Origin of the sequence: Chitinophaga filiformis, from assembly GCF_021646545.1 — a bacterium.
Taxonomy (GTDB): domain Bacteria; phylum Bacteroidota; class Bacteroidia; order Chitinophagales; family Chitinophagaceae; genus Chitinophaga; species Chitinophaga filiformis_A.
The window spans coordinates 42,468-56,107 of record NZ_JAKIRP010000015.1 but is presented as its reverse complement, the minus strand read 5'-3'; the positions used below and the strand labels follow the sequence as shown (position 1 = coordinate 56,107).

The window sequence follows — 13,640 nt, the reverse complement described above, 5'->3', positions numbered from 1 at the left end:
CTGCTGCTGTACCCCTGTTGAACATATAGGCTATGAGCATTTAATGTTTGGCGTTTAATTACAGCGCCAAAATTAACATACATTTAGTAATCTACAAAACAAGTAGACTTAATAGGCTGAATAATATTCTTTTCTGTTTAAATACTATCAGTAAGAGGAGAAATAAGTACCTAGTGATCGCCCGCAGGCAATAAACCTGCGTCCTCAAGCTGTTTTTTCACAGCCGGATTCGTGCTGTACTTCGATATGGGGTCTTTCAGATTCTTCGCGTCCAGGGTTATGGGATTGAATTTATCACGGAATGCGTCCGCGAAGGCATTACCATATATCAGGTTCATCCAGGAATAATAAGGCTCATACCTGCCGTATCCCCGGTACTGCCAGAACTGGTCCATTTTTCGCGTAAACTGTTCCAGACCAGCGCTGAACTCTTCTTCCGTAGCCTTTGTAATAGATGGTTTTCTCTTCAGCGCATCCAGCTGCTCCTTTTTATAGAGTGTGATGCTGAAATGGGAACCCGTATCTTTTTTAATGGCAGCCAATGCTTCCTGCATCGTCCTGTATCCATTGTCTACACCGTCTGCACAGAACATCACGAGGGAATCCTGGTGCTTAAAATACTGGAATGTAGTGCAGAAATAGACGTTATCATCCGACAGGTGTATGGTATACATCCTGCCATTATCAAAGACCCGCCTCACTTCCAGCCGTTCTTCCCCACCGCTCCCCTTGCCGGGTGCCCCTGCTAACTTTACCTGCCGGGACGGAGTGGCGGTATTCCCTACAATCAGTTCATGATCATCGATCTTCAGATAACAAACCGGTGTGTTCCCGTTGGTAAATGTATACCACTCCCCTTTCTGGGCAAATACAGGAGAGATGAGTATACATAAAAGACAGCAGAGGCTAAGAGACAAGGATCGCATAACATTAATTAAAACGGTTATTCACTTTGTTCCATGAGACTGAAGAGTATCTTCTTCTCCCCTTCATTCAAATCAACACCGGTGGTGGAATCAGCAGGAATAAAATGCCTTTTGAAGGCCTTTATAGCAGCTGCCGTATCCCGGGTGTCATATCCAACAATACGCAGCGCCTGTTTACTACTGAAATCTACCGGCAGGATGATCTTTGAAGTATCTCCATACCATAGGCCAAAGCCTTTTTCCGCCAGCTGCTGCCAGGGGAAATAAACGCTGGGATCTACCTTACGGCTGGGCGCAATATCTCCATGGCCAATGAAATTGGCCGCCGGAATGTTGTACCGGTGTTTCAGGGAATCCAGCAACACCAGCAGGCTATTGATCTGCTGCGGCTGAAATGGAACGAGACCGTTATTATCCAGCTCAATTCCGATGGAGCAGGAGTTCATATCGGTTACATTCCCCCATTTGGACAAGCCGGCATGCCAGGCACGCAGATAGTCGTTCAGCATATGATTGATCGTCCCGTCGCCACAGATCACATAATGTGCGCTTACCTGTGTACGGGGCAGGGTGAAGGTGCGGAAAGTAGAATCGCAGGAGCCCTGTGCTGTATGATGGATGATAACATAGTTAGGCTTCCGCATATTAAAATTCGTCGTGCCGATCCAGTTCGCTGCTGTGGGAGCGCCGTTTGCAGGTACCGGTGCAGGTTCCACTCTCAGCGTACTGGCATATTGTTTTGCCTGCTGACGGTATACCTTGTTGGTCGTTGCATAAGGTTTAGGCGCACAACTGTATATGGTTGCGGCCATTACCCATAACATTAAACGTGGATATGGTTTCATTGCGTTCATCTTTGGCATCTTAATTTAATGATTATCCGTTAATTAACAACAAAGCCCGGCATCTTTAAAACGAGCCGGGCTTTGTTGTTCGTATATGTTGCTATCAGTCTGCGGACCGATATACTTATTATTTCAGTTCCTGCGACAGGGAATAAGGTGCATCCTTGTCGGCGGTACCTCTGGTCTTGTTAGGCACTGCATCCATATCGAAATTGATGGTAGCGCCTTTCATGATCGCATTGTGATCCAGCCAGTTGTTGGTATATGGCTTACCGTTGAAGGTCATACCTTTTACATAACGGTTTGCTTCGCTGTTCTTAGGAGCGTTAATGATCAACTGTTTGCCGTTTTCCAGTGATACAGTGGTCTTTTTAAATAAAGGCGCACCTACTACATACTGCTGTGTACCCGGACAAACAGGATAGAAGCCCATAGCCGTGAATACATACCAGGCAGAGGTCTGACCATTATCCTCGTCACCGCAATACCCCTCAGGAGTAGCAGAATACAGGCGGTTCATTACTTCCCTCAGCCAATACTGCGACTTCCACGGCTGACCCGCATAGTTATACAGGTAGATCATGTGCTGGATAGGCTGGTTACCATGTGCATACTGCCCCATGTTCATGATCTGCATTTCGCGGATCTCATGGATAGTACCACCATAGTAGCTGTCGTCAAATACCGGCGGCATTGCAAATACAGAGTCCAGCATATCGGCAAAGATCTTCTTTCCACCCATCAGGTCAATCAGACCCTGAACGTCGTGGAATACAGACCAGGTATAGTGCCAGCTGTTACCTTCTGTGAACGCATCACCCCATTTGAAAGGATTGAAAGGTGTCTGGAACTTACCATCTTTGTTCTTACCACGCATCAGCTTTGTTTCAGGATCGAATACGTTGCGGTAGTTACGGGCTTGTTTAGCAAATCTTTCTACTTCAGCGGCCGGGCGTTTCAGCGCCTTCGCCAGTTTATAGATGGTAAAGTCGTCATATGAATATTCGAGTGTACGTGCCGTGTTCTCGTTCACGTTCACATCGTAAGGCACATATCCCAACTCGTTGTAATATTTCACACCAGCGCGGCCAACAGAGGTCAGCGGACCAGCATTATCTGCATTTTTCAGGAGTGCTTCATAAGCAGTGTTCACGTCGAAACCTGTCACACCTTTTAAGTAAGCATCTGCGATCAGGGAAGCAGAGTTGGAACCGATCATACAGTCACGGTGACCAGGGCTTGCCCACTCAGGCAACCAGCCGCTTTCCTTGTATGCATTTACCATACCTTCCATGATGTGCGCATTCATAGTCGGGTACATCAGGTTGAAGAAAGGGAATACAGCGCGGAAAGTGTCCCAGAAACCATTGTCAGTGAACATATAACCCGGCAGTACCTGACCATTGTAAGGGCTGTAATGCACTACGGCGCCTTTCGCGTCATATTCATAGAATTTGCGTGGGAACAGCATAGCACGGTACAGGCAGGAATAGAAGGTACGTGTCTGGTCAGAAGTACCGCCTTCCACTTTGATACGGCTCAGCTCTTTATTCCACGCTGCTTTCGCCTTATCCTTAACAGCGTCGAAGTTGCTGCTGCCGATCTCTTTCTGCAGGTTCAGCTCGGCCTGTTCAGGACTGATAAAGGAAGACGCTACTTTTACGTTCACCATCTCTCCTTTCACCGTAGCAAAACCGATCACAGCGCCTACGTGCTTGTCCTGGGCTTCCGCTTCGCCGGCTTTCAGTTCGCCGTTTTTGAAGGTAGCCACATAAGTGAATGGCTTATCGAAAGTCAGTACGAAATAGTTCTTGAAGTTGGATGGTACGCCACCGCTGTTTTTGGTGGTATAACCCACAATTTTACGTTCCGCCTGCAATACCTTGATGTAAGATCCTTTATCCAGCGCGTCGATCACTACGAAAGCGCTGTCGGTCTTAGGATAGGTAAAACGGATAGCCGCTGCCCTCTCCGTAGGCGTGATCTCGGTGGTCACATTATGATCAGCCAGATATACGCTATAATAATATGGCTTGGATACTTCGGCTTTATGAGAGAACCAGCTGGCCCTGTCATCTTCCTTGAACTTTACCTTCCCGGTTACCGGCATGATAGCAAACTGGCCATAGTCGTTAATCCATGGGCTAGGCTGGTGGGTTTGTTTAAAACCGCGCAGTTTATCAGAATCATAGGTATAAGCCCAACCGTCTCCCATTTTACCGGTCTGGGGCATCCAGAAGTTCATACCCCATGGAGTGGCGATAGCGGGATAGGTGTTACCTGTAGACAGGGATCCTTTGGAATCGGTACCCATCAGCGGGTTGACCCATTCTACGGGATCGGTTACGCTGTTAACGGTTTGCGCCTTTACCCAGCAGGAAGCCAGCATAAGGGCGGATAGAATAACTCTTTTCATGTTGAGACTGAATGGAATTTTAGCTGTTAAGTCTGTAAAAATAGCTTTTCAGGCGAAAAGTAAATGTCTAATTTTTAAAATGGCGAAACCGTGACCAACACAGAGGCTTAATTGATTTAGCTTTGCACCTCAGAATGCCATCTTTATTTTAAAACTAATATGTTCGTAACCGCAAGAATAAACTTGCCCCAATTTTTGCAGTCAAACGATAGATTTTGCTGTTTGACAGACGAAAAGAGGCCATGTGATGTTTCTTTATACGAGAAGATGCCAAACTGCCGTTTTAAATTAGTTCGAGTCAAATCACTTTAGAGTTCTCAAGTCCCATTACAAGTCAATTACCTAAATGAACATGAACATATGAATAGACATTTTACGCTAGCCATGAAAATGGTCGTGGTTGGTGTTCTTTGCAGTGCTGTAATCAGCGCCTGCCGTAAGGACAGTAACAAAGTAGACAATACTACGCCAACTTCCTCCTCAGTAGTGTCAGATGAAGATTCCCTCAAATATCTCATGTACCGCATCATGCAGGTGACATATGTAGACGGGGGCCGCAACAAAACCACCGACCTCCCAACATATTTCTGGTACAACCAGGTACCGCAGCTTGATCCTTCCAGCAGCACCTATGCTACTGCTGATGATCTGCTGAACACCATAAAAACATATTCCAAAAGCAGTGGGGGTGCCGTACTGGACCGCTATAGTTTCCTGGACCGTACGGGCTCCTTATCCAGTTCACTGCAGAACGGCCTTTCAGAGACATTCAATAAAATAAGCGCTACGGGGAACTATGGCATGGAGGTGAGCTATGCGTCTGACGGCACCAAATCTTACCTGTATATCGTGTATGCAGATAAGAACTCTCCTGCCGGCCAGAAGGGGCTGAACCGCGGCGATGAGATCATTGCCGTGAACGGAGATACCAATATCAGCTACGACGGTGCCAATGGTGCCAACGTCTCTAAAGTGACCAATGCTATTTACTATTCCACTGCTGTAACGCTCAAAGTTAAAAAGGCAGTAACAGGCGCCGAGGCCACCTATAGTCTCACGTCCGGCACTTTCACCATCAACCCTGTATTGTTTGACACTGTTTACACAGTGAACAATCAGAAAGTAGGCTACTTTGTCTTTTACACCTTTACCAACACCTACAATACCCAGGGGGCTGCTACTTTGACAAAAAGTAAGCTGGATGGCGTTTTCAGCAAATTTAAAGCAGCAGGCATTACCAACCTGATAGTGGACCTCCGCTACAACCAGGGAGGTTCTGTTACCACGGCAGAGTACCTGGACAGCGCTATCGCTCCGGCTGCTGCGGCCGGCAAGACGATGTATTACTATCAGTACAATAATAAGCTGACGGCCGATCTGGATGGTACGGGACTGGAAGCCAGCGTCAAATTTCCGGGTCTTACCGGCGGTCTGGCGCTGAACAATGTGTTCTTCATCACAGGATCTCACACGGCCTCTGCCAGCGAACTGACGCTGAACAACCTGCTGCCATATATGAATGTGAAACTGGTGGGCGATACTACTTACGGTAAGCCGGTAGGTTTTATCACATTCAACATCTCAAAATATGACAGCACCCATACCAAGCAATACCTGGCAGACCTGTATGCGATCAACTTTGCTACGGAGAATGCCAACCATGTAGGCGGATATTACACAGGTATAGCGCCTGACCAGCTGGCGAATGATTATATCAATGTGCCCTGGGGATACAGGAATGATGACGAGAACCTGGACAGGATCTTCAACTATATTACTACAGGCAGCTTTGCCAGAACATCTGCCAACGCACGTGTGCTGACAGAAACTACTGCTAATCAGCGTGCCGCTATCCAGTCATCTATCGCCTCTCCCCGCTTCAACGGGATGGTGGATTATCGCATAGGTAAACGAATTCAATAATATCAGCGATGCTGGTCGTAATAATTGGCGACCAGCTCGTACCCTAACAACACTCTTTCCGCTGACGTGAGCGGGGTGGTCGCAGGCATACCTGCCGCCTCTTCCAATTGCGTCAGCGTTCTTATTCCTACTACGGCCGCTCTCACTACCGGTTCTCCCAGTACATAACAAATAGCAGTTTGCGCCGGTGTACGTTTATCTTCGGAAAATTGAGCCACTACCTTCGCCATCTTGCTCACATCTTCTGCGCTATAATTCAGATAGGCCTCTGCCGGTTTTCCCGCCAGTAATCCTTTGGCCACGCTTCCTCTTGCCAGTACGCCAATGTTGTTCTTCTCCAGCAACTGGAATACTTCTTCTTCCGGCCTTCTGTCCAGCAGGCTATATTGCATCATTACACTGCTGATGTTAGACCTTTTCACATATTCCCTGATCACATTCGGCCTGATGGAAGAGATGCCATAGTAGCGGATCTTTCCCTGATTCTGCAGCTGTTCAAAGGTTGCAACAATATCATCAATAGGGTCTTCCAGGGTACCGCCGTGTAACTGGTACAGATCAATATAGTCCGTTCCCAGCCGGCGCAGGCTATCATCTACGGCTTTCCTTATATAGTCCGGCGACGGATTCCAGTCCCACCCGCTGCCATCACTTCTCCACTGGTTTCCCACCTTGGTGGCAATGATGGCCTCACTACGGCGGCCTTTCAATGCCCTGCCCAGCTGTACTTCATTTTCACCATGCTGGTACAGGTCTGCCGTATCAAAGAAGTTGATCCCTTTGTCTAATGCCTGGTTGATCAGGTTTTCATTTTCCGCAGCATTATTGCCTAAAGACATACAGCCAAATGCGATCTCGGAGATGTCCAGATTAGAGTTGCCAAGAATATTGTAGTTCATGGTCCTAATTTAAGCATTTCTGCTCATGACGCAGACTGTTCCCCCTTACCGCGGGGGAATCGTATATCTTTCTCCGGGATAGTTGCAATAAAACCATCCTTAGCAGTATAAAGATGTTTTATCTGTGTATATCTTCTGTTACCCACCATACCTTTGATCTGTACATAATCATCCAGCATTTCCTTCTCATCCAGTTTTAGTACCGTGTATTTATGGCCATCATCAAAGAACAAGGGATGCCCGGGCGGAAACACCTTTTTACGGGGTAGCAGATTGACGCCGGTGATCTCATAAAAGCAAGGAATACCTTTCCCTTCTATATAGGGAGCGAAATACCGTACCATCCCCGTTCCCACTGCCTGATCAAACTTTCTGCTGGCATAATCAGTTGCGTTGCCAGTTACAAGATAATCATACAGCGCACCGTCTGCCGCCGCTACTGGTTCCACCAGTACGAAAGCATCCGCCACCTTGTAAACCCTTCCTTTCTGTGGCAATGCTTTCTCCAGCAGCCTTGCAGAATCTTCTGTGATGATATGCCGCAGGTGTTTCTCCAGCAAATCCAATCCTACTGTATTACCCGGCAGGAACGGAAAGCCGCCGACGTTCTCTTCAAGCGTGATCTGCCGGTAATAACGGCCGTAGTATTCCGCCCTGCCGATCCCGGGAAACAGCACATATGCACCCAACACTTCTTTGGAATGTTCATACCTGCTACCCTTTTTCCTCCTGCTGACAATCGCATCCCTGTAAACATGCATCTTATTCAGATCTTCTTCCAGCGGCTCATCCATCTTTTCGAGCATATCATACCTGTTTGCTTCTTTCAGGCGGTATTTGGCATCAAAGAGGTAAGTCAGGTACAGGTTTCGAGGTTGATCCCGTTTCCCTATACGCAGACTAATATCCGGGCATCTGCTGCCGTTGAAGGTACCGGCATTATCAGCATCGAAGTTATTGGTGTAACGCAGTTCCTGATAAAGCTCAATATTGATGTCATCAGGGCACTCAAAAACCAGTTTGGAATGCATGTTCTTATCGGGCGACAGCCGGAATGTGTTGGTCTTTATTTTCGGCATTTCTTTGACCTCCGGCGGTACACCTGTGATCTGTTCTATCATATCAGTCATGGCAAAGAAACACCAGAGCTGGTAGAGATAGGCAACATCTTTCAGCTCTATTTCATACAACCCTTCCTGTAACTCAAATCCCATCCTGAGGGTTTCCCAGTCTTTCATGAGTCCTGCATACCCCGCCCGTTTTGCCAGTACCGGCGAAAAACGCTTTCTTTCCTTCAGCTTTCCCACGCCTTTGAAAACCGGGTGGCTCAGTAAGTGAGCGATCGCTTCTGCCGCAAATTCCAGCTGCATCCTGTATTCTTTGTCCATCCGCGCATTACTGCTGTCTTTTTGAATTAACTTATAAATGCGCTTATAGTGTTCGAGTATGTCTGTCATGACATGTTTCACATACCTGTTTTCATAGTTATCTTCCACCAACACCTTGGTATCCACTTCAAAGTATTTGTGCGGATGCCCGTCAAATCGCTCCAGCTTATCCGCCAGTGGACCTGTGGCCGTTTTTATCTTGTCTCCATGCACGAAACCTTTTCCCCTGGCAATTTCTTTATGGGGATCCTTCACAATGATGTGCAGGTGCCGTAGAATACTTCTGAAAATGTTTTCGAAGATGGCCCACCAGAGAATGTCACTTTCGCCGCTGTCCTGTACGCCAAAATAATGATAGGTTTTCCTGAGATAGTCAATCGCCAGTCTGGGATATACCTTCTCTATCTGCTTCACCATTACAGGATGGTCTTTTTGAATGTCAAGTTTCGACGAGAATACAGTGAACTGAAACAGGATACTGAGTGAAACGGTTTTCAGCTGATAATCGATGATCAGGTCAAACTCCCCCGGTTCTTTGTTAAAATTCAGTTCACCTGAAGCAAACTGGGTATCACCTTTCGTGGTCTTCACCTTGAACATGTTCTTCACATTTTTCACGCGCGAATAGATAGCAGCTGACACTACATCGGGGTGAAAATCAATGCTCACAGAATATCCGATATTCTCGAAGAACACCGGGTGTTTCACCGTGGAGATATCTGCTCTTTTCACTTCCTTCCTTGCTGGCTGCCAGATCTCGAATTTTCTGATCGGGCCTGTAAAAAGATAGGCAGTTTCAAAGTTTTCAGGGGTGTGTCTTTTCTTTGAGGTCTCAAAGGTGTTTTCAAAGTCCTCCACTCCCCCGGCATTTGACAGGTCAACGTTTATGGAGAAGTCTTTATGGTCGATAGTTAGTATAGTCATGATCACCAGAATGATGTAAGGCCGGTTTTTCTCAATTGATGTTGTATCCTTGACAATCTCCGCTGGCAGGCAGGATAGCGCCTGGTGGCGACCTGTAGTTCTTCAATGATATGTCCGCAATCGGCATCGTCTCCTGCAATCCTTGTGAGTATTTTCATACAGATCACTTCATCGAGGCAGGTATATAGCCAGTTTAACGGAATAGGCCCGTTGGCGGCCAATGCCTCATTGTAAGCACAGTATAACAGTACGTCTTCCCTTACACGGTAGGAAAGCGCAAACGGAGAATCTTTGAGTATGTCGTGCAATCTTTTCAGCTCGCGGATGATCTGGGTACCCGTTTTAGGGTTGCTATTATATGCTTCTGCCCCGCTCAATCTGCCTGTTGCCAGCGCCGTCGCGGCCTCATATGTGTCGGGGTATTCCCATGCCTGGGCCGGTGAGGTCAACCCATGCTCCATATCGATGCCCTGCATTTCGATCACCATGGTTCTGTCCAGCACCCGCTGACTGAGAGCATGGGTCGTTTCATCTGTATTGATGGTCCCGACCACGATCAGGTTGGCCGGCAAAGCGATCCCGCTTTCAAGAAAACAGGCCTGCAGCCGTGTATCATCTGCTATGCCCAGTTTAGCCCAGAAGTCCGGGTCCTCCCGGCTGTATACGGACACATTATGACTGCTGATGAAAGCATCATAGACCGTGACATCGTTTTCCGGGCGGGCGGTTTCGAGTATACTCAGGAAGTCCGGAAAATAGTGTTCGATCCTCGCCAGGTTCATTTCATCCAGACAGACAAAGAAAGGAATATGCGGATACCGGTACGCTTTGACCATAAAGCGGAGCAGGTCTGTGCAGTAATACCTGGAAGTGCCGCCCCGGGTCACCAGATATCCCAGCAGGTCATCGGGTTCATGCCAGTCCGGCCTCACCCTGACCATCTCAAAATTGCCGGGATGTTTTGCATTCCTTAGCTCGGCATCCGCACAGGTGATGTAAGCCAGTTTTCTTACCAACCATGACTTTCCCGTTCCGCTCACCCCACTCAGTAAGATGAACGGTTTTGTTTTGACAGCCATGAGCAGTTGCCGGTAGGGATGACTGAACGTAATGCCGTTTTTCTCATTTTCAGGCCCTTTTACGCGCTTTTGAGGGCTAAATGAACTAACGAGCTTCATTTCTATTTTTGTTTGGTTAACGGTCATATTTACCCCCTCTACGTGGAGGTTACACTTTTCCAGCATATCCACTGCCGGCCCGGGAGAGAATAACTGCCTCAGGTCCTGCATCCTGGTCAGCCGCGTGGCGTTGTCCTTCCCCCCGGACATCCATAGGTCGGCTATCCCGTTCTGCCGCAGGGGCTTACTCCATTTCCAGCCTTCCGGGATGGCGGCCAGCTGCCGCACCTCGTATTTCCGGAAATCATCCCCTTCCCGGGCGCCGTACAGACTTCCCTGATAATCAAATTCCTTTAGCCATGAACGAGGGTTCCGGATCCCTATCCGCACAGCGTCCGTAGCTACCGTATACAATACCTCCCGCTTCTCCCGGTTCACGAAAAAGACCACATCGCCCGGCCGGGTATTTTTCAGTATGGCATCATCCCAGAAAATGAAACTCTTATGGTGGGATAACAGGTTCTGATAGTCAGTATCTCCGTTCCTGACATCATATATCCTTGCACGTTTCATGTAATGCTATTTCCTCTCAATATCAGATCAAAATATCATATAAACAATTAATTATCAATATTTTATCATTACAACAATTGCACTATTATATTGATTCTGTCAATATCCGGAGTCAAAAACCTTCGTCTCGCCAAAGCCAACACTATACGCCGTTTCGGCTTTGTGATTATCTTACATCGGCTACAGTTCGTTCTATTCCCTGTTCTTCATCATCACTATACCATCATTTCTATATCGCTTTACCGGCATTTCCATATCACTTCACCGTCATTTGTATATCTGGTCGATATACAAATGACGGTGAAGTGATATCCAGATGAACTTATAAGGATATGGAGATATAGGGATTTAACCGAACCCATACCGGATCTGAACCGAAAATACCTACCGGTATCCCGCCAGGGCGTCAGTCCAGGCTGAACAATGGGCCTTGTTACTCTCCTGTTCATTCAGAAAATGAGTATTTCTCAAAAAAAATCGGCAATTTGCGTATAGTAACCAGCGTAGTCCGAAAAGGAGAAAGTTTGTCATTACTACACCCATGAACTAATTCACCCGATGGAGCAAGTACAGATCGGTAAGTGTGTTTACATTATAAACACGGGGAAAAACCTGTATAAGATCGGCAAGACGCAGGATCTTCAAAAGCGTTTGGCCGCTTATCATACCCATCTGCCCGTTATGTTCCGGGTGATCAGGCAATATGCTTCCGCGAATATGACCGAACTGGAAGAATGCCTGCACATCGTTTTCCAGCATAAACGCGTAAAAGGAGAATGGTTTGAACTAAGTAAAGACGACCTGGTCATATGCGACAATATCGCCCGCAATTACGCCCTCACAGAACTGCATAAGCAGGCCCGGAAATATGCCGTGATCCGTTATAGCGATAATCCCCTGCTGCAGGTAATGGAAGCCAATGAAAAGTACCTGCAGGACTATTCCCGGGTAGCACAGGATATAGAACTGGGCCTCAGCACCGACGAGATCTTCGAACTGAATGAGGGCCAGGTGAGTAAAGCTGTGATTGAAACCGTGAGACGCCTGCTGAAATACCGTACCCCCAACTCTGAATTCCTCAGCAAATGGCTCCGGGTCGTGAACGACCTCGGTGAAGGTCTGAGCGAAAATGCCATCCTGGAGCGATATAAAGGCCAGATCAGCCGTACCACCATCCAGATGATCAAGCGGATACTCCGTAACCAGCTGTATTAGCCACAGCCATTAAATGCCAGTTATGAACAACCGCCTTCAAAGGGTGGCAACAGATATTTTGCTGCGCAAGTCCGGCGAGGTGGTCCTATCAACAACAAACTTTAAAGGCCGCAGCATCGCATTCCTACAGCGCCATAACCAGCTGTTTTGACAACCGTCCAGCCCGAACCAGCTGATTATCAAATGTTAATTATTTGGTATAAGAATTGTTAAAATAGAATATAAGTTAAACCCTGCCGTTAAGTACGTGTCTAACTACTAATTACAGGGAGAGACGATCTCTCTTTTTTAAATCATCTATCAACATGAAAAACAGGATATATTTACTGTTCTCACTCATTCTCCTGGCCGGAGTGAGCACAGTAAGCAGCGCGTATGCACAGCGGGGACGTTTTGGAGGAGGACACGTGTACAGGGGAGGCGGGAGCAGGATCGTTTCATCACCACACGTGTCAGCAAGAATTGGCCTGGGGTTCGGATATGGCGGAGGTTATTACCGCTACCGCGCACCTATCCGGTATTACCACGGATATGGCGGACACTATTATCGCCCTTATTACTACCCATACCGCTACTATGGTCCGCCGATCGGTTTCCGTGTCAGCTTCCTGCCCTACGGATTCCTGACATTTAACACCGGATGGGGCCCTTACTATTACTACGATGGTTTCTTCTACCGTCCGTATACCAACACAGAAACGCAGACAGAACAGTATGAAGTGGTTGATCCGCCAATGGGTGTCGTAGTACCCAACCTGCCAAGTGGAGCGAAGAAGGTGAAAATAGACGGTAACACGTATTATCAAAAGAATGGCACCTTCTACCAGGAAGTAGTGCAGGACGATAAGACAAAATACGTAGTGGTAGGTAAAAATGGTGAGCTCAATACCGGTAGCGGTGAGGAAAGCCAGGACCAACAGGATCAGAATGCCGCTCCCGTTACCGGAGATGTGATGGCAACATTACCTGAAGGAAGCCGCGGCGTAGAAATCAACGGACAGCAACTGTATGTTTCTCCGGATGGCATGTACTATCAGGAAGTAACCAATCCCGATAATTCACGGGGTTATAAAATAGTCGGAAAGACTTCGGCTGATAACTAAGTATCACGCTAAGTGCGTGAACAAGTGGAACATAGTAGCTCATGCTACCATGTTCCACTTGTTTTTTTATTTACATAAGTATATATACTCTATATTAAGTTCACGTTAACGCCTGTCTAATTCAATTTACCTCTTCTTTTATAAAAATTATTTCGTTAGTTTTAGCATAGTTTCATGCTTTGCTCAAATAACCATAACACCATATTTGTTTTTTATGAAGACTATAACCCGACGAAAAGATGCCACCCGCAAGGGAAAACCATTAGTACAATTCACCGGTTCAGCCGAATGTCCATTAGAATAAGAAGAA

At 47.1% G+C, this 13,640-nt stretch carries 9 protein-coding genes; 3 read left to right on the top strand and 6 right to left on the bottom strand.

The window, feature by feature from the left end:
* Window positions 1-170: 170 nt before the first annotated feature.
* The 3 genes from L3C95_RS27435 to L3C95_RS27425 form a co-directional block, all read right to left on the bottom strand.
* On the bottom strand, window positions 171-926 hold the full coding sequence (locus tag L3C95_RS27435) for a hypothetical protein (protein ID WP_236392835.1): 756 nt from the start codon (window positions 924-926) through the stop codon (window positions 171-173).
* 17 nt (window positions 927-943) lie between these two features.
* Window positions 944-1,771: an N-acetylmuramoyl-L-alanine amidase gene (locus L3C95_RS27430; RefSeq protein ID WP_236392833.1), complete on the bottom strand. Its 828-nt coding sequence runs from the start codon at window positions 1,769-1,771 to the stop codon at window positions 944-946.
* Window positions 1,772-1,898: 127 nt separating this feature from the next.
* Window positions 1,899-4,187 carry a GH92 family glycosyl hydrolase gene (locus L3C95_RS27425; protein ID WP_236392830.1) on the bottom strand — a complete coding sequence of 763 codons (2,289 nt, stop codon included), beginning with the start codon at window positions 4,185-4,187 and terminating at the stop codon, window positions 1,899-1,901.
* 360 nt (window positions 4,188-4,547) lie between these two features.
* Here L3C95_RS27425 and L3C95_RS27420 point away from each other — a divergent pair, with 360 nt between their 5' ends.
* Window positions 4,548-6,110, top strand: coding sequence for a S41 family peptidase (locus L3C95_RS27420; protein WP_236392828.1), 1,563 nt, complete (start codon window positions 4,548-4,550; stop codon window positions 6,108-6,110).
* Between the two features lie 2 nt (window positions 6,111-6,112).
* On the opposite strand, the gene L3C95_RS27415 is transcribed toward L3C95_RS27420, so the two are convergent.
* The 3 genes from L3C95_RS27415 to L3C95_RS27405 are packed head-to-tail and all read right to left on the bottom strand — an operon-like array spanning window position 6,113 to window position 11,012.
* Complete coding sequence (locus L3C95_RS27415) at window positions 6,113-7,009, bottom strand: aldo/keto reductase (protein WP_236392826.1); 897 nt, start codon at window positions 7,007-7,009, stop codon at window positions 6,113-6,115.
* A 23-nt stretch (window positions 7,010-7,032) separates the two neighbouring features.
* Window positions 7,033-9,321 carry a DUF2357 domain-containing protein gene (locus L3C95_RS27410; protein WP_236392824.1) on the bottom strand — a complete coding sequence of 763 codons (2,289 nt, stop codon included), beginning with the start codon at window positions 9,319-9,321 and terminating at the stop codon, window positions 7,033-7,035.
* A gap of 2 nt (window positions 9,322-9,323) precedes the next feature.
* Window positions 9,324-11,012 (bottom strand): McrB family protein, encoded by a 1,689-nt coding sequence (locus L3C95_RS27405; RefSeq protein ID WP_236392822.1) that lies wholly within the window; start codon window positions 11,010-11,012, stop codon window positions 9,324-9,326.
* Between the two features lie 558 nt (window positions 11,013-11,570).
* Between L3C95_RS27405 and L3C95_RS27400 the strand changes: the two genes are divergently transcribed.
* Window positions 11,571-12,227, top strand: a complete 657-nt coding sequence (locus L3C95_RS27400; protein WP_236392820.1) for a GIY-YIG nuclease family protein — start codon at window positions 11,571-11,573, stop codon at window positions 12,225-12,227.
* Between the two features lie 305 nt (window positions 12,228-12,532).
* Window positions 12,533-13,330, top strand: coding sequence for a DUF6515 family protein (locus L3C95_RS27395; RefSeq protein ID WP_236392818.1), 798 nt, complete (start codon window positions 12,533-12,535; stop codon window positions 13,328-13,330).
* Window positions 13,331-13,640 lie beyond the last annotated feature (310 nt).